Consider the following 21,522-nt stretch of genomic DNA (forward strand, 5'->3'; position numbering starts at 1 on the left):
TTAAATTGTGCCGCCGGACTTGAAACCCATCATGCCCGCGACCAAGCGGGCCGGAAACTGGGCCAAGGCCTCGTTGTATTGGGTCAGTATCTGGTTGAAGCCTCTACGGGCAGTTTCGACACGCTGCGTGACGGTATCCCATTGGGTCCGCATCGCGGCAGGCACCACCGGTCCCGCCAGATCGGGGGGGACCTCATTCAACCTCTGCCACGCTGTCTGCACCGCGTCGAAAGACTGGCCCAGGTGCGACAGCGTCTCGTCGCGCAGAGCGCCCGCCTGGGTGCCCTTCAACGCATCTTCAAACACCTGCAGCGCAGACAACAGGGGGGCCCAGTCGTCATCAGCGGGGTGGTCTGCAGCCGAAGGCAACTGACCCGTTGCGCCCTGCGCCAGATTCTCGCGCACAAGGTCGGTGTAGATGCGCATATGCTTTTCAACAGAGCCCAGGGCACTCAAGCCCCGTGCCCGTATGCGCATCAGGCGGTTGTGCACCCCGACGCTCCAGAATATGCACAGCGCCAAAATCCCCCACAAAATCAGCGAACTTTCCATGAACTCCTACAATAAAAAAGCCCCAAGCCCCCGTGAAATGGACTTGGGGCGCTACGTTTAGTGTAGCAGTGCGGGCTTACTCGCCAGTCGCGCCTTCCAGCCCCTGTGGTTCAGCAACGGCCTCGGCATCACCGGCCAGCTCAGCAGCTTCGGCTTCCGCGATGGCGCGACGCTCGGCATCGTCCATGTTTTCGCGCACCTTGCGTGCTTCGTGGTAGGCCAGACCGGTACCAGCTGGTATCAGACGACCCACGATGACGTTTTCCTTCAGGCCACGCAACTCGTCGCGCTTGCCCATGATGGCAGCTTCGGTCAGCACGCGAGTGGTTTCCTGGAAGGAAGCCGCGCTGATGAAGCTGTCGGTGGACAAGGAAGCCTTGGTAATACCCAGCAGCAAGTTGGTGAATGTGGCCGGGATCTTGCCGTCGGCACGCAGTGCATCATTGGTGTTGAGCATTTCGGAACGCTCAACCTGTTCACCGTTGATGTAGTTGGAGTCACCTGCGGCTTCGACCACCACACGACGCAACATCTGGCGAACAATCACTTCAATGTGCTTGTCGTTGATCTTCACGCCTTGCAAACGGTAGACGTCCTGCACTTCGTCGACGATGTAGCGGGCCAGTTCTTCAGAACCCAGCAGGCGCAAGATGTCCTGTGGATCGGCCGGGCCGTCCACCACGGACTCGCCCTTGTTGACCACCTGGCCTTCGTGCACCAGCATATTCTTTTCCTTGGGCACCAAGTCTTCCCAGACCTTGCCATCGGGATCGGTAATCTGCAGGCGAATCTTGCCCTTGGTTTCCTTACCGAAGGACACGGTACCCGTGATCTCGGCCAACGTTCCCTTATCCTTGGGTGTACGAGCTTCGAACAACTCGGCAACCCGTGGCAGACCACCGGTAATGTCGCGCGTCTTCTGGCCCTCGATCGGGATACGCGCCAGCACTTCGCCAGGGCCCACTTCCAGGCCATCACGCACCTGAATCAGCGATCCGACCGGGAAGCCGATGGTCACCGAGTGGTCGGTTCCGGGGATCTTCACCTCGTTACCCGTAGCGTCGATCAACTTCATTTGGGCGCGCACTACCTTGGTCGCACCACGGCGTTTCGGATCGATAACCACCATGGTGGACAAACCGGTCACTTCGTCGACCTGCTTGGCAACCGTCAAGCCTTCTTCCACGTTCTCGAAATGCGCCTTGCCGGCGAACTCGGTAATGATGGGGCGTGTCAGTGGATCCCAGTTGGCGAGGATAGCGCCAGCTTTGATCGTCTGGTCAGCCTTGACGGTCAGGACCGCGCCATATGGCACCTTGTGGCGCTCGCGCTCACGGCCGTGCTCGTCGTGGATGATGATTTCGCCAGAACGGGCGATCACCACCAGTTCCTTCTTGCTGTTGGTCACGTAACGCATCGTAGCGTTGAAGCCGATGACACCGTTGGACTTGGCTTCGACACTGGAGGCGATCGCCGCACGCGATGCTGCACCACCGATGTGGAAGGTACGCATGGTCAGCTGCGTGCCAGGTTCGCCGATGGACTGGGCAGCAATCACACCGACGGCTTCGCCGCCGTTGATCAGACCACCACGACCCAAGTCGCGCCCATAGCACTTGGCGCAAATGCCAAAGCGGGTTTCGCAGGTCAACGCGGTACGTACCTTGACCTCGTCCACACCGGCGACTTCCAGCTCTTCGATCAAGTCTTCGTCCAGCATGGCGCCGGCGGTAGCCAGAACTGCACGGTTTTCTGGATGCAGCACGTCTTCGGCCGTGGTACGACCCAGGACACGATCGCGCAGGGATTCGATGACCTCACCACCCTCGACAATGGCGCGCATCAGATAACCACCGTGCGTTCCGCAATCCTGCTCGGTGACGACCAAGTCCTGCGTCACGTCGACCAGACGACGGGTCAGGTAACCCGAGTTCGCTGTTTTCAACGCCGTATCAGCCAGACCCTTACGGGCACCGTGGGTGGAGATGAAGTACTCCAACACGTTCAGACCTTCGCGGAAGTTCGCGGTAATGGGTGTCTCGATGATGGAGCCGTCAGGCTTTGCCATCAGACCCCGCATACCAGCCACCTGGCGAATCTGGGCCGCGGAACCGCGAGCACCGGAGTCGGCCATCATGTAAATGGAATTGAAGGATTCCTGCTGGACCTGGTTGCCATGGCGGTCGGTGACCGTTTCCTTGGACAACTTGGCCATCATGACCTTGGACACTTCGTCACCCGACTTGCCCCAGATATCCACCACCTTGTTGTAGCGCTCGCCAGAGGTCACCAGACCGGACACATATTGCTGTTCGATCTCTTTGACTTCCTTCTGGGCACGGGCAATGATGCCGTGCTTTTCCTGCGGCACCAGCATGTCGTCGATACAGATGGAAATACCAGCACGTGTCGCCAGGCGGAAACCGGCTTGCAGCAGCTTGTCGGCAAACACTACGGTCTCTTTCAATCCGCACTTGCGGAAAGACACGTTGATCAGCTTGGAGATTTCCTTCTTCTTCAACGCCTTATTGATGTTGGAAAAAGGCAGTCCCTTGGGCAGGATTTCGGACAGCAGCGCACGACCGGCAGTGGTTTCCCACAGCTTGGTGGAAGGCACAAACTCGCCCGTGTCCTTGTCCTTGGTGTACTCGGTCAGACGCACATTGATACGTGCATTGAGCTCGACCTCGCCCGCGTCGAACGCACGCTGCACTTCGCCGGTGTCGGCAAAGATCAAACCTTCGCCCTTGCCATTGATACGGTCACGGGTCGTGTAGTACAGACCCAGCACCACGTCTTGAGACGGAACAATGGAAGGCTCGCCGTTGGCGGGGAACAGCACGTTGTTGGAAGCCAGCATCAGCGTGCGGGCTTCCATCTGTGCTTCCACCGACAAAGGCACGTGAACAGCCATCTGGTCACCGTCGAAGTCGGCATTGAAGGCCGCGCAAACGAGGGGGTGCAGTTGAATGGCCTTGCCTTCAATCAAAATAGGCTCGAACGCCTGGATGCCCAAACGGTGCAGCGTAGGCGCACGGTTCAGCATCACGGGGTGCTCTTTGATAACCTCTTCCAAGATATCCCACACGACTGGCGTGCCGGATTCGACTTCCTTCTTGGCAGCCTTGATCGTGGTCGCAATACCCATGGCTTCCAGCCGCGCGAAGATGAAAGGCTTGAACAGCTCCAAAGCCATCAGTTTCGGCAGACCGCACTGGTGCAGCTTGAGCGTTGGGCCCACGGTAATCACGGAACGACCGGAGTAATCCACACGCTTGCCCAGCAAATTCTGGCGGAAACGACCCGACTTACCCTTGATCATGTCGGCCAGGGACTTCAGAGCACGCTTATTGGCGCCGGTCATGGCCTTGCCGCGGCGGCCGTTGTCCAGCAAGCTGTCCACCGCTTCTTGCAACATGCGCTTCTCATTGCGCGCAATGATTTCCGGTGCCTTCAGCTCCAGCAAACGGCGCAGACGGCTGTTGCGGTTGATGACGCGACGGTACAGATCGTTCAGGTCGGAGGTCGCAAAACGACCGCCGTCCAGCGGCACCAGCGGACGCAGGTCCGGTGGCAACACGGGCAGCACGTCCAGCACCATCCACTCGGGCTTGATACCGGATTTCTTGAACGCTTCCAGAACCTTCAAACGCTTGGCGTTCTTCTTGATCTTCAGTTCAGAACCGGTCAGGTCGTTGCGCAGCTTCTCGATCGAACCTTCGATGTCAATGCTTTGCAGCAGGTCCTTGATACCTTCAGCGCCCATCTTGGCCTGGAACTCGTCGCCGTATTCCTTGAACTTGGCGTCGAAGTCGTCTTCGGACATGATGCTGAATTTCTTCAGCGGTGTCATGCCGGGGTCGGTGACGACATAGGCTTCAAAGTACAACACGCGTTCAATATCACGCAGCGTCATGTCCAGCACCAGGCCCAGACGGCTCGGCAGGGACTTCAGGAACCAGATGTGGGCGCACGGCGCGGCCAGGTCGATGTGACCCATACGCTCACGGCGAACCTTGGTTTGTGTGACTTCAACGCCGCACTTTTCGCAGATCACACCGCGGTGTTTCAAACGCTTGTACTTGCCGCACAGGCATTCGTAATCCTTGATGGGTCCAAAAATTTTGGCACAGAACAGGCCGTCACGCTCGGGCTTGAACGTGCGGTAGTTGATGGTTTCGGGCTTGCGCACTTCGCCAAAAGACCACGAACGGATCTTTTCGGGAGAAGCCATGCCGATTTTGATGGCACCGAAGTGCTCATCGGGCGTGAACTGCTTGAACAGGTCGAGTAATGATTTCATGGGTTAAATCCTTTTCTTGTCCGCGATCAGCTACGCTCTAGTTCGATGTCGATGCCCAAGGAACGGATTTCCTTAACCAACACATTGAACGATTCCGGCATGCCGGCTTCGATGGAGTGCTCGCCCTTGACGATGCTTTCGTACACCTTGGTACGGCCTTGCACGTCATCGGACTTGACTGTCAGCATTTCCTGCAGCGTGTAGGAAGCGCCATACGCTTCCAGCGCCCACACTTCCATCTCACCGAAACGCTGTCCACCGAATTGGGCTTTACCACCCAGGGGTTGCTGCGTGACCAGCGAGTATGGTCCTGTCGAGCGGGCGTGCATCTTGTCATCCACCAAATGGTGCAGCTTCAGGTAGTGCATGTAGCCGACCGTCGTGGTGCGCTCGAAAGCATCACCGCTACGACCGTCATACAGCTGCGCCTGCGTCCGTGCGAGGGTCAATCCCTTGGCCTTGGCGACGTCATCCGGATAGGCCAGCTGCAGCATGTCACCGATTTCTGCTTCGGTCGCCCCATCGAATACCGGCGAAGCGAACGGAACGCCGTTGGTCAGCTCTTGCGCCATGCTGCGGATTTCATCGTCCGACAACTGACCCAGGTCTTCCTTGCGGCCCGCACCGTTGTAGATGCGTTCCAGGAAAGCACGGATCTCGGTAGCAGCGGCTTCACGTTGCAGCATGTCACCAATGCGGTGACCCAAGCCCTTGCCAGCCCAGCCCAAGTGCACTTCCAGCACCTGGCCGATGTTCATACGCGAAGGCACGCCCAGCGGATTCAACACGATGTCCACGGGTGTACCGTCAGCCATGTAGGGCATGTCTTCCACCGGTGTGATCTTGGAGACCACACCCTTGTTACCGTGGCGACCGGCCATCTTGTCACCAGGCTGCAGGCGGCGCTTGACCGCGATGTAGACCTTGACCATCTTCAACACGCCAGCAGGCAGCTCGTCACCTTGTGTCAGCTTCTTGCGCTTTTCTTCAAAAGCCAGGTCGAAACTGTGGCGGGTCTGCTCCAGAGAGTTCTTGATGCTTTCCAGTTGCGTCGCCACCTCATCGTCTGCTGGACGGATGTCAAACCAGTGGAACTTCTCGACGGAAGCCAAATAGGCCTTGTCGATCTTTGTTCCCTTAGCCAACTTTTGCGGTCCACCGTTTGCAACCTTATTAGTCAACAGCTTCTCGATACGGTCAAAGGCGTCAGCTTCCACGATACGCAGCTGGTCATTCAGATCCAGGCGGAAGCGCTTCAGTTCGTCGTCGATGATCTGCTGGGCGCGGCGGTCGCGGGTGATGCCTTCACGGGTGAAGACTTGCACGTCGATCACGGTGCCGGAACTGCCCTGGTCCACGCGCAGCGATGTGTCTTTCACGTCGCTGGCCTTCTCGCCGAAGATGGCGCGCAGCAGTTTCTCTTCTGGCGTCAGCGTGGTTTCGCCCTTAGGGGTGACCTTGCCAACCAGCGTGTCGCCAGGCAATACCTCGGCACCCACGTAGATGATTCCAGACTCGTCCAGGCGGTTCAGTTGCTGTTCGCTCAGGTTGGGGATGTCGCGGGTAATTTCTTCCGCACCCAGCTTGGTGTCACGCGCCATCACGACGAGTTCTTCGATGTGGATCGAGGTGTAACGGTCTTCTGCCACCACGCGCTCGCTGATCAGGATCGAATCTTCGAAGTTGTAGCCGTTCCATGGCATGAACGCCACCAGCATGTTCTGGCCGATCGCGATTTCGCCCAGATCGGTAGAAGCGCCGTCGGCAATCACATCACCCTTGGACAGCTTGTCGCCCTTCTTGACGATGGGACGCTGGTGGATGTTGGTGTTCTGGTTGGAACGCTGGTACTTGATCAGGTTGTAGATGTCCACACCCACTTCACCCGCTTGCGCCTCGGCGTCGTTGACGCGGATGACGACACGGGTTGCGTCGACGTAGTCAACCAGACCGCCGCGTGTTGCCACGACCACGGTACCGGAGTCAACTGCGGCCACGCGCTCGATGCCAGTGCCCACCATGGGCTTCTCGGGACGCAGCACAGGCACTGCCTGGCGGGACATGTTGGCGCCCATCAACGCGCGGTTCGCATCATCGTGTTCCAGGAACGGAACCAGCGATGCAGCCACCGACACGATCTGTGCGGGCGACACGTCCATATATTGCACGCGCTCAGCGCTGACCAGAATAGATTCGCGTTCCGAACCTTCACGTGCCGACACCAAGTCTTCAGTCAGCTTGCCGTCCTTGTCCAGGGCCGCATTGGCCTGGGCAATCACGTACTTGCCTTCTTCGATGGCCGACAGGTAGTCGATGTCATTGGTGACCTTGCTGTCGACCACGCGGCGGTACGGTGTTTCGATGAAACCGTATTCGTTCAGGCGAGCGTACAAAGCCAGCGAGTTGATCAGACCAATGTTTGGACCTTCAGGCGTTTCAATCGGGCAGACGCGACCATAGTGGGTCACGTGCACGTCACGCACTTCAAAGCCTGCACGTTCACGTGTCAAACCACCTGGGCCAAGAGCCGATACACGGCGCTTGTGGGTGATTTCGGCCAGAGGGTTGGTCTGGTCCATGAACTGGGACAGTTGCGACGCACCGAAGAACTCTTTCAACGCAGCCGAGATCGGCTTGCTGTTGATCAGGTCATGGGGCATCAGGGGCTCTTGTTCGGCTTGACCCAGACGCTCTTTGACCGCCTTTTCGATACGAGCCAGACCTGTGCGGTACTGGTTCTCGGCCAACTCACCGACGCAACGCACGCGGCGGTTACCCAAGTGGTCGATGTCGTCGACTTCGCCGCGACCATTGCGCAGATCCACCAGAATCTTGACTACAGACAAGATGTCTTCGTTAGTCAGCACCATCGGGCCAGTGGACTCGGAACGGCCCATCTTGGCGTTGAACTTCATACGACCCACGCGCGACAGGTCATACGTGTCGGGGTTGTAAAACAGGCGCTGGAACAGCGCTTGCACCGCATCTTCGGTGGGCGGCTCACCAGGACGCATCATGCGGTAGATGGCAACGCGGGCAGCAAACTCGTCCACGGTTTCATCGGTGCGCAGTGTTTGCGAAATATAGGCACCCTGGTCCAACTCATTGGTATAGATGCAAGGCACGTCTTGCACGCCGGCCAGACGCAGCTTTTTCAGCAGCGCTTCGGTCAGCTCTTCATTGGCCTTGGCCACGATCTCACCCGTGTCGCCGTCGATCACATTGCAGGCAACCACGCGGCCAATCAGGAAGTCTTCGGGCACGCTGATGTGCGTGGTTCCCGATTGCTCCAGTTCGCGGGTGTGGCGTGCGGACACGCGCTTGTCTTTGGCCACCACGACCTTGCCGCTCTTGTCGGTAATGTCGAAGCGTGCCACTTCACCGCGCAGGCGTTCGGCTACGAACTCCATCTGCGCGCCGCTGTCCATCAGCCGGAAGTTGTCGTTGACGAAGAAATTCGCCAGAATGGATTCGTTGGTCAGGCCGATAGCCTTCAGCAGAATCGTGACCGGCATCTTGCGGCGACGATCGACGCGGAAATACAACAGATCTTTGGGGTCGAACTCAAAGTCGAGCCAGGAACCGCGGTAGGGGATGATGCGCGCGGAAAACAGCAGCTTGCCCGAGCTGTGGGTCTTGCCCTTGTCGTGTTCAAAGAACACGCCTGGCGAACGGTGCAACTGGGACACGATCACGCGTTCCGTACCGTTGATGATGAAGGAGCCTTTGCCAGTCATCAGGGGCACTTCGCCCATGTAGACTTCCTGTTCCTTAACCTCTTTGACCACCTTGTTTTGCGAGGTGGAGGACTCGCGGTCATAAATGATCAACTGGACTTTGGCACGCACGGCGGAGGCAAACGTAAGGCCCCGCGTCTGGCATTCGCGCACGTCAAAGGCGGGCTTGGCCAAGCTGTATTCCAGATACTTCATCTCGACAAAACCGTTGTGCGAGACGATGGGGAATGCTGCTTCAAACGCAGCCTGCAAACCTTCGGCGGTCCGCTTTTTAGGCGCGGTATCCGCTTGCAGGAACGCCGTGTAGGCATCTTTCTGCATTTGCAACAGGTATGGAATTTCGAGCACGCTATCGCGACTACCGAAGTTTTTGCGAATTCGCTTGCGTTCAGTGTATGTATAAGCCATTAGATCTCCGGGCAAAGACTAAAGGAACCTGGGGGTCCTAGGCGACTGAAGTACCGGGCGCCATCATCACGCTCGGCATTCTTGGCGATTGGCCACTACCAATCATTGGCGGACGGTTACGCATTGCACGCAACCCGATCCAAGGCATCTTCTGCAGTCGGGGTCAGAAGACACTAAAAAATCGCGTTGCGACGCAACTTTTTAGTGCACTCTCACAAGCACCAAAGGCTGGAGGCCCTCATCGGAACCTCCAGCCCTTGTGGATGGCTCAATTACTTGAGTTCAGCCTTGGCGCCAGCGTCAACCAGCTTCTTCAAAGCAGCGTCGGCGTCAGCCTTGGCAATGCCTTCCTTGACAGCCTTGGGAGCGCCGTCGACCAGATCCTTGGCTTCTTTCAAGCCCAGACCAGTGATTTCACGCACGGCCTTGATGACAGACACCTTGTTGGCGCCAGCATCCAGCAACATGACGTTGAATTCTGTCTTCTCTTCTGCAACTGCAGCAGCGGCACCGCCACCAGCAGCAGGAGCAGACATAGCTGCAGCGCTCACGCCAAATTTCTCTTCGATGGCTTTCACCAGGTCGTTGAGTTCCATGACCGTCATGCTGTCCAGCGCGGTCAAAAATGCGTCTTTATCGAATGCCATTTTTTATTTCCTAACAATTTTGGTTACTACAGACAGTGCGCAATTAAGCGGCGACTGCCTCTGCGGGAGCAGCTTCTTCTACTGCTGCACCTGCGCCACGTTGCTCCGCCAACGCCGCCAGCACACGGGCCGTACGGGAGATAGGGGATTGCATCAAGCCCAACAACTGCGCCAACAACACTTCCTTGGAAGGGATGCTTGCCAATTGCTTAACGCCGTTCACGTCCAGAGCCTTGCCACCATACGCACCAGCACGGATCACCAACTTGTCGTTGGTTTTCGCGAACTCGGCCACCACTTTAGCGGCAGCCACGGCGTCGACAGAAAAGCCATAGATCAGAGGACCGGTCATCTGGTCGGACACAACTTCAAATGCGCTACCGGCAACAGCACGGCGGGCCAGTGTGTTTTTCAACACACTCAGCGTCACACCGTTGCTGCGCGCGTTGTTGCGCAGTTTGGTCATGTCAGCGACCGTGATGCCGCGGTATTCCGCGATCACGAGCGTTTGAGCTTTAGCGGCGAGGCCGGTCACATCACTGATGACCGCTTCTTTCTCACTGCGATTCAGACTCAAGGTCTACTCCTTTAAATGCGCATTGCGGTTTGCACCACGTTACGCTCCACATTGCAGCGACCAACTGTTAACAGAAATTTAATTTCCATCTGCAGCGGGATCGCCATCTGCGTTGGCTGATGGTTTAAGTGCAGACCAGCTGCACGCCAACGGTCTTGGATGACCTGCCGACACCCTGAAGCATCAGCAGCCCACCACACCAAGCAGCCGTTGCCGGCCGCTTGAATTTCTCTTTGCGATTACGCCGCGATGGATTGGATGTCTACGCGTACACCCACACCCATCGTCGACGAAACAGCTACCTTCTTCAGATACACACCCTTGCTGGAAGCTGGCTTGGCTTTGTTCAAAGCCTCAACCAGCGCTGCCAGATTACCCTTCAAAGCAGCTGCTTCGAACGAGCGACGACCGATGGTGGAGTGCACGATACCGGCCTTGTCGACACGGAATTGCACTTGGCCAGCCTTGGCATTGCGAACAGCAGTTGCCACATCAGGCGTCACGGTGCCAACCTTGGGGTTAGGCATCAGACCACGTGGGCCCAGAATTTGACCCAGGGTACCGACCACGCGCATAGCGTCTGGTGCAGCAATCACGATGTCAAACGGCATATCGCCAGCCTTGACCATGGCAGCCAGGTCGTCCATACCGACGATGTCCGCACCTGCAGCCTTGGCTTCTTCAGCCTTGGCGCCTTGGGCGAAAACCGCGACACGCTTGGTCTTGCCGGTACCATTAGGCAACACGACAGCGCCACGAACCACTTGGTCCGACTTCTTGGCATCGATACCGAGTTGCACAGCAACGTCGATGGATTCGTCAAACTTGGCGGTGGCGAATTCCTTCACCAGACCCAAAGCGTCAACCAAGGGGTACAGCTTGTTGCTGTCGATCTTGCCGACTTGTGTCTTTTGCTTTTTTGTCAGATTGGACATTTACACGCCCTCCACATTCACGCCCATGGAACGGGCAGTACCAGCGATGGTGCGAACGGCGCCTTCCAGGTCGGCAGCGTTCATGTCCTTCATCTTGGTCTTGGCGATTTCTTCCAGCTGAGCACGGGTGATCTTGCCAACCTTGTCCTTCAGCGGGTTGGAAGAACCCTTGTCCAGCTTGATAGCCTTCTTGATCAAAACAGTCGCGGGCGGCGTCTTGATGATGAAAGTGAAACTTTTGTCTGCGTACGCGGTGATGACCACGGGCAAAGGCAGGCCTGGCTCAACACCTTGGGTCTGCGCATTGAATGCCTTGCAGAATTCCATGATGTTCAAACCACGTTGACCCAGAGCTGGGCCGATGGGGGGGGATGGGTTGGCCTTACCAGCTGGCACTTGCAGCTTGACAAAACCGACGATTTTTTTCGCCATGATTTCTCCTTACGGGTCATAACGCCTGGGTACTGAACCATTCAGACCTGAGCTTCCCGGGGTTAACGACTCTTCACTACTGTTCGCACCGAGTCGGAAAATGCGAACAAAAACCTCTAATCAGTTGAGGACAGAGCTTGCCTGCTGCGCAAACTGCGGTCTGTCCCGCAAAACCTCAGGTTTTCTCTATCTGAGAAAACTCCAGCTCAACCGGAGTGGAACGACCGAAGATGGTGACAGACACCCGCACTTTGCTCTTCTCGTAGTTCACATCTTCGACGGAGCCGTTGAAGTCGGTGAAAGGGCCTTCCTTGACGCGCACGAACTCGCCCACCACAAACTCCACCTTGTGGCGGGGTTTTTCGGTACCTTCTTGCATCTGGTTGACGATCTTCAGCACTTCGGCTTCAGAAATAGGCGCGGGACGGTTCTTGGCACCGCCAACGAAACCCGTCACCTTGTTGGTGTGCTTGATCAGGTGCCAGGTGTCATCGTCCATTACCATTTCAACCAGCACATAGCCAGGAAAAAACTTGCGCTCGGTTGTCTTCTTCTGGCCATTTTTGACTTCCACAACCTCTTCCATCGGAACCAGAATACGGCCGAACTTGGACTGCATACCGGCGCGCGCGATGCGTTCGAGGATATTGCGCTCAACCGCCTTTTCCATACCGGAGTAGGCGTGCACAACATACCAACGCAAATCGGGATTGACAGGCGAAGTGGCCGACGAATCGGCCACCGTGGTTTCTACGACATCAGTCATTATTTTTTCCACCCCAGAATCAAATCGTAGAGAAGCCATTCGAGCGTCTTGTCGGTCAACCACAAGAACATGGCCATGATCAACACAAAGCCAAACACATAGGCCGTGATCTGGATTGCTTCCTTGCGGGCAGGCCACACCACCTTGCGAACTTCACGCCAGGCATCACGGCCAAACGCGATCAACTGCTTGCCTGTCTCAGACATAAAGAACACGGCAGCTGCTGCGCCTAGGCCCAACAGCAGCGCGGCCCATTGAACCAACGCCCCCTGCTTGTCCAGCATGTAAAACGCGGCCAACGCAGCGACCACCATGACAGAGGCAGCAGCCAGCTTGGCCTTGTCTGCCCCGGTATTAACGGTTTGAATTTGTGACGTGGCCATAATTTCTCTATTTCGCGTTTCTCGTTTGAATCCAGCTCAGCTAGCTCAAGACACAGAAGCCCGCTACGGCGTAGCGGGCTTGATTGCCACCAGTCTTACAACGACCGGTTGGCAGGGGCAGTAGGAATCGAACCTACAACCTTCGGTTTTGGAGACCGACGCTCTGCCAATTGAGCTATACCCCTTCGCAATTTCTTTAAGCGAGGATCTTGGCAACCACACCCGCGCCCACGGTACGACCGCCTTCGCGGATCGCGAAGCGCAGGCCTTCTTCCATGGCGATGGGGTTGATCAGCTTCACAGTGATCGACACGTTGTCACCAGGCATGACCATTTCCTTGCCTTCTGGCAACTCGATCGCACCGGTCACGTCCGTTGTACGGAAGTAGAACTGGGGGCGGTAGTTGTTGAAGAATGGTGTGTGGCGGCCGCCTTCATCCTTGGACAAGACATAGATCTCGCCGGTGAAGTGGGTGTGGGGCTTGATGGAGCCGGGCTTGCACAGCACTTGGCCGCGCTGCACGTCTTCGCGCTTGGTGCCGCGCAGCAAGATGCCGACGTTGTCGCCAGCTTGGCCCTGGTCCAGCAGTTTGCGGAACATTTCCACGCCGGTGCAGGTTGTCTTTTGGGTGTCAGCGATACCGACGATTTCGATTTCTTCGCCGACTTTGACCACACCGCGTTCGATACGACCGGTCACGACGGTGCCGCGGCCAGAGATCGAGAACACGTCTTCCACAGGCATCAGGAATGCGCCGTCAACAGCACGCTCTGGCAGGGGGATGTAGGTGTCCAAAGCTTCTGCGAGCTTGAAGATGGCTTCTTCGCCCAATGGGCCCTTGTCGCCTTCCATGGCGAGCTTGGCGCTGCCGTGGATGATGGGGGTTGCGTCGCCTGGGAAGTCATACTTGTCCAGCAGCTCACGAACTTCCATTTCGACCAGTTCGAGCAGTTCAGCGTCGTCAACCATATCGCACTTGTTCAGGAACACGATGATGTAAGGCACGCCAACCTGGCGGGCCAACAGGATGTGTTCGCGGGTCTGGGGCATAGGGCCGTCAGCTGCGGAGCAGACCAGAATAGCACCGTCCATTTGGGCAGCGCCAGTGATCATGTTCTTCACATAGTCAGCGTGTCCAGGGCAGTCCACGTGGGCATAGTGACGATTAGCGGTTTCGTATTCGACGTGGGCGGTGTTGATCGTGATACCGCGCGCTTTTTCTTCGGGAGCCGCGTCGATCTGGTCGTAGGCCTTGGCCTGGCCGCCGAACTTGGCTGCCAGCACGGTGGTGATGGCGGCTGTCAGTGTGGTCTTGCCGTGGTCAACGTGGCCAATGGTGCCCACATTGACGTGGGGCTTGGTACGTGTGAATTTTTCTTTTCCCATTGTCAGACTCCGAAAAGTAATGGTTCAAATCAATAATATTCGCCGCACCACCGACACAACATCGGCAGCACACAAAACTGGTGCCCTTTGCGGGAATCGGACCCGCGACCTCTCCCTTACCAAGGGAGTGCTCTACCACTGAGCCAAAAGGGCAAATTCTTTACAAACCCATCGTGACTAACCGACTGTGGAGCGGGGTAGGAGAATCGAACTCCTCGCTTTAGCTTGGAAGGCTAAGGTATTACCACTATACGAACCCCGCAGAGGTTCATCCAAAACAATCAAGCTCATCACTTGGTGGAGAGGGCTGGATTCGAACCAGCGTACTCGTAAGAGGGCAGATTTACAGTCTGCTGCCATTAACCACTCGGCCACCTCTCCTAAGGTGAACCCCGGATTATGCCACGGGTTTTTGACCTTGTCATATCAGCGCGGTAAGAATTTTCGTACTCCAGGGTCGAAATCTACATGCGCGAGCGGGGTTACGGCTGCGCCTGGTGCTGGTCACGCCAGTCGCGCGCTTGTGAGAAATGGCCGCAGCCAATGAAGGGCTGCGGCGGGCGCAGCGCCGACAGTGGCGATGGGTGATTGGCTGTCAACACCAAATGACGGCTGGCGTCGATCAGCGCCCGCTTGCTCTGCGCATGCGCCCCCCAAAGCATGAAAACGGTGGGCTTTGCCTCTTCGGACACATGGCGGATGATGGCATCGGTGAGCAGCTCCCAGCCCTTGCCGGAGTGGCTGGCGGCTTGCCCCTCCTCCACCGTCAGGCAGGTGTTGAGCAGCAACACGCCTTTCTGCGCCCATTTGACGAGGCTGCCACCGGGCTGCGGCAGGGGCGGGATAGGGGTGCCCAGGTCGCGCAGCAACTCCTTGAAGATATTGCGCAGCGAGGGCGGAAACGGCACACCGGGTGCGACCGAAAACGCCAGCCCCTCGGCCTGGCCGCGCCCATGGTACGGGTCCTGGCCCAGGATGACAACGCGCACGGCGCCGGGCGGCGTCAACTCTAACGCCCGCAGCGGCAATGGCGGAAAAACGACCGCCCCTGCCTGTAAGCGCTGGTCCAGAAACGCCAGCAGGCTCTGTCCCTGCGCCGACTGGATGAATCGGTCGACCAGCGGCTGCCAGCCCTCGGCCACCGGCCAGGCCTTAGGGTCGGCGCTTTGCAACTGGTCCAAGACGTCGTGTGGCATGGTTTGCACGCCCTCAGCCAAATAGCACTGCCAACGCTTCGCCCGGCTCCGGCGCACGCATGAAGGCTTCGCCGACCAAGAAGGCATTGACGCCGGCTGCGCCCATGCGCAACACGTCGTCACGACTCAAGATGCCGCTTTCGGTGACCAGGATGCGGTCCTTTGGCACCGACGCACGCAGCGCCAGCGTGGTGTCCAGCGAGACCTCGAACGTCTTCAGGTTTCGGTTGTTGATACCGATCAGCGGCGTCTTGAGCCCGAGCGCACGCTCCAGTTCTGCGCCGTCGTGCACTTCTACCAATACCGCCATGTCCAGGCTGCGGGCAATGGCCTCGAAATCCTTCATCTGCGCATCATCCAGACAAGCGGCTATCAGCAAAATGCAGTCGGCACCCATGGCACGGGATTCGTAAATCTGGTACGGGTCGACCATGAAATCCTTGCGCAGTACCGGCAACTGGCAGCTGGCGCGGGCCTGCTTCAGATAGTCCACCTGGCCTCGGAAAAACTGCACATCGGTCAACACCGACAGGCAGGCCGCGCCGCCCTCGGCATACGACTGCGCGATGTCCGCGGGGATAAAGTCTTCCCGCAGCACGCCCTTGCTGGGACTGGCCTTCTTGATCTCGGCAATCACTGCCGGTTGGCCAGCCGCGATCTTGGCTTTCAGCGCACCAACGAAATCGCGTGTCAGCACCCGCGATTCGGCATCGGCCCGCACCCCATCCAGCGGCTTGCGCTTGCGCGCCTCTGCCACCTCTTGGTGTTTGACCGCCACAATCTTGTCCAGAATATCGCTCATACGGCTCCCTTGGCGGCCAGTTCGGCCGACAGTTTTATCAATGCATCCAACTTGCCCCGGGCGGCGCCTGACGCAATCGCCTCGCGCGCCAGCACAATGCCCTCTGCCATGCCGGGCGCCACATTGGCGGCATACAGCGCAGCCCCGGCGTTGAGTACGACGATGTCGCGCGGCGCACCGGGCTGGTTGTCCAGCACACCCAACAGCATGGCCTTGGAATCTTCGGCGGTTTCCACTTTCAGCGAACGGTTGCTGACCATCGCCATGCCGAAGTCTTCGGGGTGGATTTCATATTCGGTGATGACACCGTCCTTCAGCTCGCCGACCAGCGTGGCAGCCCCCAGGCTGACCTCGTCCATGCCGTCGCGGCCATAAACCACTAAGGCATGTTCGGCGCCCAGGCGTTGCAGCGCGCGTACCTGAATGCCCACCAGATCGGCATGGAACACGCCCATGAGGATGTTGGGCGCACCGGCCGGGTTGGTCAGCGGGCCCAGGATGTTGAAGATGGTGCGCACACCCATTTCGCGCCGTATCGGTGCCACGTTTTTCATCGCCGGGTGGTGGTTGGGCGCAAACATGAAGCCAATGCCGGTGTCAGCCACGCACTGGGCGATTTGCGCGGGCGACAGGTTGATGTTGAGCCCCAGCGACTCCAGCACATCGGCGCTGCCGCTCTTGCTGCTGACGCTGCGCCCGCCATGCTTGCTGACCTTTGCGCCAGCGGCCGCGGCGACAAACATTGAGCAGGTGGAGATATTGAAGGTGTGCGAGCCATCGCCACCGGTGCCAACGATGTCCACCAGGTGGGTCTTGTCGGCGATCTCAACCTTGGTTGAGAACTCGCGCATCACCTGGGCTGCGGCGCTGATTTCGCCAATGGTTTCCTTCTTGACACGCAGTCCGGTGATCAGCGCCGCCATCATGACCGGGGACATCTCGCCCGACATGATCTGGCGCATCAGGTGCAGCATTTCGTCGTGGAAGATCTCGCGGTGTTCAATCGTGCGCTGCAGGGCCTCTTGCGGCGTGATGTGACCAAGGGGTGTGGGCATGCTGAATTCCTTTGGTTTTATGCGTTGGGCGACTCGGTGAGCGCCAATTTGATTCCGAATGCGACAAACATCGCGCCAGCGAAACGGTCCAGCCAGTGCATGCTGCGTTGCACCAGCGATGCGCGACCCGCCAGCCAGGCCGCGGCCAGTGCCCAGCCAATATTCACCCACAGGCCGTTGAAATTGAACAGCAGCCCCAGCATCAGAAACGCCATCGGCTTGTGCTCGACCGTGGGCGCGATGAACTGCGGCAAGAACGCCAGAAAGAACAGCGCCACCTTGGGGTTCAGCGCATTCGTCCAGAAGCCGCGCAGGAAGATAGTCTTATAGTGTTTTGGGCCTGTAGCCCTCGTGGGATGCGCGTAAGGCGCTTCCAAATTCATAGCATCTTCGGGCTTTGACAACACCAGCCGCACGCCGACGTAGACCAGGTAAGCTGCGCCCAGCCACTTCAGGATCGTGAACGCAGTGGCAGAGGCCGCCATCAGAGCGCTGACGCCCACAGCGGCGGCAAAGATGTGCACAAAGCAGCCGGCGGTAATGCCCAGCGCCGCGACCATGCCGACCCGCGCGCCGCCGCGCAAGGCGTTGGACACGATGTACAGCACATCCGGTCCGGGCGTCAGGTTCAGCAGCAGACCGGCGGCCACAAACAACAGCAATTGGTCGATGGGCATGGCGGCGCCTTATGCCGCGTTGGCAAAGAACTGGCGGATGGCGGCCACGGCGCGGTCCACGCCTTCGGCATCCACATCCAGATGCGCGACAAAGCGCAGCCGGTACAGGCCGGTGGCGCGTATGCCCTGCTCAGCCAAGGCCGCAATCAATCCTGCTGAATGGCTGCGCGCAGCACCCTCCAGGTCGACGAATACGATATTGCTTTGCGGAGGCTCCACGACCAGGCCTTCTATGCCTGACAAGCCGTTGGCCAGGCGCTGCGCCAGCGCGTGGTCATCGGCGAGCCGCAGCACGTGGTGGTCCAGTGCGTACGATGCGGCTGCGGCCAACAGGCCCGCCTGGCGCATGCCGCCACCCGCCATCTTGCGCACGCGGTGGGCGCGGGCAATCAGCTCGCGGCTGCCACACAGCGCCGAGCCCACCGGCGCGCCCAGGCCCTTGCTGAAGCAGACCGACACGCTGTCAAAACACTGGGCAATGCGCCGCGCTTGCGTGAACACATCCCCACCGGACTGGGCCGCCTGCGCAGTCGCCGCATTGAATAAGCGGGCACCGTCCAGGTGGCGGTTCAATCCGCGCTCCTTCGCCAGCGTGGTCGCGGCCTGTACGTAGCTGAACGGCAGCAACTTGCCGCCGATCGTGTTCTCCAGCGTCAGCAGGCGGCTGCGGGCGAAGTGGGCGTCGTCGGGCTTGATGGCCGCTTCAATGTCCGCCAGCGCCAAGCTGCCGTCCGGTTGGTGGGCCAGCGGTTGCGGCTGCACGCTGCCCAGCACGGCCGCGCCACCACCTTCCCAGCGGTAGGTGTGGGCCATCTGGCCAACGATGTATTCGTCGCCACGCTGGCAGTGGGCCATGATGGCGCACAGGTTGCTCTGCGTGCCGGTGGGCATGAACAGCGCGGCCTCGAAGCCCAGCAATGCGGCGATTTTGTCCTGCAGCGCGTTGACGCTGGGGTCGTCGGCGAACACATCATCCCCCAGCGGCGCGGCCAGCATCGCGGCCCGCATGCCGGGTGTGGGCTGGGTCACGGTGTCGCTGCGCAGGTCTACCGTCTTGCCCGGATAGCTAGTAGTCATATCGGCCTCCAGCCCTTGCCAAACGTGCGTAACCAGCTACTGTTTTCATAGCAAAAAATTCCTCAACATCGCGTGGCCATGCTCGGTGAGTATCGACTCTGGGTGAAACTGCACGCCTTCCATGCGCACACCATGGGCCAGGCCGGTGTGGCGCACGCCCATGATCTCGCCGTCATCGGTCCACGCGGTTACCGTCAGGTCCTTAGGGCAGCTAGACCGCTCTATCGCCAGCGAGTGGTAGCGGTTGACGGTGAACTGCCTGGGCAGGCCAGCAAACACGCCCTCTTGCGTCGTTGTGATCACCGAGGTCTTGCCGTGCATCAGCTGCTGGGCCCGGATGATGGTGCCGCCCAAGGCCGCGCCAATGCTCTGATGGCCCAGGCACACGCCCAAAATGGGCAGCTTGCCCATGAAGTGGCGAATGGCGGCTACCGAGATGCCCGCTTCCGCTGGCGAACAGGGTCCGGGTGACACCACCAGGCGGTCGGGGCGGCGCTCGGCGATGCCCTCCACCGAGATTTCGTCGTTGCGGAAGACTTCTACCTGTGCGCCCAGTTCACCGAAGTACTGGACGATGTTGTAGGTGAAGCTGTCGTAGTTGTCGATCATCAGCAATTTCATACCGCTTCTCCTTCACGCAGCCGCGCAAACTCGCGGTGCTCAAAAGAAATGCAGACTTCCATCATGCTGCGGTAGATGGCTTCGATGACGGCGGGCTCGCCGCCCTCGGCCAGCGCCTGTTTGCGCACCCGGTCGACGATGGCTTCGATGCGCGCTTCGTCCCGTACCTGGCTGTCGTGCTGCTTGATGCGGGCGGCTTGGGTCATATAACCGCTGCGCTGCACCAAGAGCGGCACCAGCACATCGTCCAACGCGTCCACGCAGCGGCGCACGTCGGTCATCGTCGTGCAGTGCTGCACCTGTTCAATTGCTTTGGTTGTGGTGTTCTGGCTCATGCTTATTCCAATCCCTCTTCGACCAATTCCGCCGCCCGCAGCAGTGCGCGCGCCTTGGCCTCTGTTTCTTTCCATTCCAGCTCCGGCACGCTGTCGGCCACCACACCGGCGGCGGCTTGTACGTACAGGGTCTGGTTCTTGATGATGCCGGTGCGGATCGCAATGGCCACGTCCATGTCACCGGCGTAGCTCAGGTAGCCACACGCACCGCCGTACAGGCCGCGCTTGGTGGGCTCCAATTGGTCGATCAGCTCCATCGCGTGCACCTTGGGTGCGCCGGTCAGCGTGCCGGCCGGGAAGGTGGCTTTGAGCACATCCATGCTGGTCATGCCGGGCAACAGCGTGCCTTCGACGTTGCTGACGATGTGCATGACGTGGCTGTAACGCTCCACGCAAAAGGCGTCGGATACCTGGACGCTACCGATGGCGGCGATGCGGCCGATGTCGTTGCGCGCCAGGTCAATCAGCATCACGTGTTCGGCGCGTTCTTTGGGGTCGCCGACCAGTTCTTCCTCGGCGGCTTTGTCGAGTTCCGGCGTGGCCCCCCTTGGGCGCGTGCCCGCCAAAGGGCGAATCGTGATTTTGGTGGATGTGGCCCCCACGCTTGCCACTGCGTGTGCTGCGCTGCCCCCCGAGGGGGCCTTCGCGTCTTGGGGCGGCCCGACGACGCTCACATCACCAGCGGTAACGAGTTCTTGTCGCACCAGAATTTCCGGCGACGCCCCCACCACATGGAAATCTCCAAAGTGGTAGTAGTACATGTAGGGGCTGGGGTTCAGCGAACGTAGCGCGCGGTACAGGGAGAGCGGTGATTCGGTGTAGCGCTTCTTGATGCGTTGCCCCACCTGTACCTGCATGAAGTCGCCACCGGCGATCAACTCCTTGGCGCGCTCCACCGCAGCGATGTAGTCGGCCTTGGCGAAGTCGCGCTGGGCCGGGTGGCTGGTCGTGGGTTTGACGGCCGGAATGCTGACCGCCCGGGCCAAGCGGTCCTTCAATTCACGCAGACGTTGCCCGCCGCGTGCAAAGGCATCCGGCTGGCCGGGGTCGGCGTACACGATCAAATGCAGCTTGCCCGACAGGTTGTCGATAACGGCCAGCTCCTCGCACTGCAGCAGCAGGATATCGGGGCAGCCCAATTCGTCGGGCGGGCAAGTGTCTTGCAGCTTCTTCTCGATATAGCGCACCGCGTCGTAGCCAAAATAGCCGGCCAGGCCACCGCAAAAGCGCGGCAAGCCGGGGCTTAAGGCTACTTTGAAGCGCTGCTGGTAGCTGGCGATGAAATCCAGCGGGTTGGCGGTGGAAGTTTCCACAACCACGCCGTCGGTCACCACCTCGGTGCGGGCGTTGGCGCCAAAGCCACTGGCACGCAACAGCGTGCGCGCAGGCAGGCCGATGAAACTGTAGCGGCCAAAGCGCTCGCCACCGACGACAGATTCCAGCAAAAAGCTGTATTTGCCGTTGTCGGGATCGGCATGCTGCCCCGGCGTGTGGGCCAGCTTCAGGTACAGGGATAGGGGTGTCTCCAGGTCGGCAAAGGCCTGGGCCATCAGGGGGATGCGGTTATAGCCCTGGGCGGCCAGGGCCTGGAATTCGGATTCGGAAATCACGGGTTGCGTTCCTCTCGTTGCA

18 protein-coding genes and 4 tRNA genes are annotated in these 21,522 nt (G+C 59.1%); all 22 read right to left on the bottom strand.

Translation table 11 applies throughout. From position 1 onward, the window contains the following. Complete coding sequence (locus tag AC097P_RS00810; RefSeq protein ID WP_479608469.1) at positions 1-552, bottom strand: LemA family protein; 552 nt, start codon at positions 550-552, stop codon at positions 1-3. A gap of 76 nt (positions 553-628) precedes the next feature. Further along, positions 629-4,855, bottom strand: a complete 4,227-nt coding sequence (gene rpoC / locus AC097P_RS00815; RefSeq protein ID WP_479608470.1) for a DNA-directed RNA polymerase subunit beta' — start codon at positions 4,853-4,855, stop codon at positions 629-631. Positions 4,856-4,881: 26 nt separating this feature from the next. Continuing rightward, positions 4,882-9,000, bottom strand: coding sequence for a DNA-directed RNA polymerase subunit beta (gene rpoB / locus AC097P_RS00820; RefSeq protein WP_479608471.1), 4,119 nt, complete (start codon positions 8,998-9,000; stop codon positions 4,882-4,884). A gap of 272 nt (positions 9,001-9,272) precedes the next feature. Continuing rightward, complete coding sequence (gene rplL / locus AC097P_RS00825; protein ID WP_209397996.1) at positions 9,273-9,647, bottom strand: 50S ribosomal protein L7/L12; 375 nt, start codon at positions 9,645-9,647, stop codon at positions 9,273-9,275. A 43-nt stretch (positions 9,648-9,690) separates the two neighbouring features. Then, entirely contained in the window at positions 9,691-10,224 is a 534-nt protein-coding gene (gene rplJ, locus AC097P_RS00830) for a 50S ribosomal protein L10 (protein ID WP_479608472.1), read from the bottom strand. A gap of 239 nt (positions 10,225-10,463) precedes the next feature. Next, on the bottom strand, positions 10,464-11,159 hold the full coding sequence (gene rplA, locus AC097P_RS00835; RefSeq protein WP_479608473.1) for a 50S ribosomal protein L1: 696 nt from the start codon (positions 11,157-11,159) through the stop codon (positions 10,464-10,466). Continuing rightward, positions 11,160-11,591: a 50S ribosomal protein L11 gene (gene rplK / locus AC097P_RS00840; RefSeq protein ID WP_209398000.1), complete on the bottom strand. Its 432-nt coding sequence runs from the start codon at positions 11,589-11,591 to the stop codon at positions 11,160-11,162. A 175-nt stretch (positions 11,592-11,766) separates the two neighbouring features. Continuing rightward, positions 11,767-12,357 (bottom strand): transcription termination/antitermination protein NusG, encoded by a 591-nt coding sequence (nusG, locus tag AC097P_RS00845; RefSeq protein WP_479608474.1) that lies wholly within the window; start codon positions 12,355-12,357, stop codon positions 11,767-11,769. Further along, positions 12,357-12,740: a preprotein translocase subunit SecE gene (gene secE, locus AC097P_RS00850; protein ID WP_479608475.1), complete on the bottom strand. Its 384-nt coding sequence runs from the start codon at positions 12,738-12,740 to the stop codon at positions 12,357-12,359. Before secE ends, nusG begins: the two co-directional genes overlap by 1 nt. A 109-nt stretch (positions 12,741-12,849) precedes the next feature. Beyond that, positions 12,850-12,925: transfer RNA gene (locus AC097P_RS00855), tRNA-Trp, on the bottom strand. 11 nt (positions 12,926-12,936) lie between these two features. Continuing rightward, positions 12,937-14,127, bottom strand: a complete 1,191-nt coding sequence (gene tuf / locus AC097P_RS00860; RefSeq protein ID WP_479608476.1) for an elongation factor Tu — start codon at positions 14,125-14,127, stop codon at positions 12,937-12,939. 78 nt (positions 14,128-14,205) lie between these two features. Beyond that, positions 14,206-14,280 (bottom strand) — tRNA-Thr (locus tag AC097P_RS00865). 35 nt (positions 14,281-14,315) lie between these two features. Further along, a tRNA-Gly gene (locus AC097P_RS00870) sits at positions 14,316-14,389 on the bottom strand. Positions 14,390-14,422: 33 nt separating this feature from the next. Further along, a tRNA-Tyr gene (locus AC097P_RS00875) sits at positions 14,423-14,508 on the bottom strand. Positions 14,509-14,609: 101 nt separating this feature from the next. Further along, positions 14,610-15,323 (bottom strand): uracil-DNA glycosylase, encoded by a 714-nt coding sequence (locus AC097P_RS00880; protein ID WP_479608477.1) that lies wholly within the window; start codon positions 15,321-15,323, stop codon positions 14,610-14,612. A gap of 13 nt (positions 15,324-15,336) precedes the next feature. Then, complete coding sequence (gene trpC, locus AC097P_RS00885) at positions 15,337-16,125, bottom strand: indole-3-glycerol phosphate synthase TrpC (RefSeq protein ID WP_479608478.1); 789 nt, start codon at positions 16,123-16,125, stop codon at positions 15,337-15,339. Then, entirely contained in the window at positions 16,122-17,180 is a 1,059-nt protein-coding gene (gene trpD / locus AC097P_RS00890; RefSeq protein WP_479608479.1) for an anthranilate phosphoribosyltransferase, read from the bottom strand. Before trpD ends, trpC begins: the two co-directional genes overlap by 4 nt. Positions 17,181-17,197: 17 nt before the next feature. Further along, positions 17,198-17,857: a LysE family translocator gene (locus tag AC097P_RS00895; protein WP_479608480.1), complete on the bottom strand. Its 660-nt coding sequence runs from the start codon at positions 17,855-17,857 to the stop codon at positions 17,198-17,200. 9 nt (positions 17,858-17,866) lie between these two features. After that, positions 17,867-18,934 (bottom strand): low-specificity L-threonine aldolase, encoded by a 1,068-nt coding sequence (gene ltaE, locus AC097P_RS00900; protein ID WP_479608481.1) that lies wholly within the window; start codon positions 18,932-18,934, stop codon positions 17,867-17,869. Between the two features lie 45 nt (positions 18,935-18,979). Then, positions 18,980-19,555: an aminodeoxychorismate/anthranilate synthase component II gene (locus AC097P_RS00905; protein ID WP_479608482.1), complete on the bottom strand. Its 576-nt coding sequence runs from the start codon at positions 19,553-19,555 to the stop codon at positions 18,980-18,982. After that, complete coding sequence (locus tag AC097P_RS00910) at positions 19,552-19,890, bottom strand: chorismate mutase (protein ID WP_479608483.1); 339 nt, start codon at positions 19,888-19,890, stop codon at positions 19,552-19,554. The genes AC097P_RS00905 and AC097P_RS00910 overlap by 4 nt, the downstream gene beginning before the upstream one ends. A 2-nt stretch (positions 19,891-19,892) precedes the next feature. Beyond that, positions 19,893-21,440: an anthranilate synthase component I family protein gene (locus AC097P_RS00915; RefSeq protein WP_479609446.1), complete on the bottom strand. Its 1,548-nt coding sequence runs from the start codon at positions 21,438-21,440 to the stop codon at positions 19,893-19,895. Between the last annotated feature and the right edge of the window lie 82 nt (positions 21,441-21,522).

The sequence above is a fragment of the Rhodoferax sp. ZS1R8 genome, from assembly GCF_056521325.1.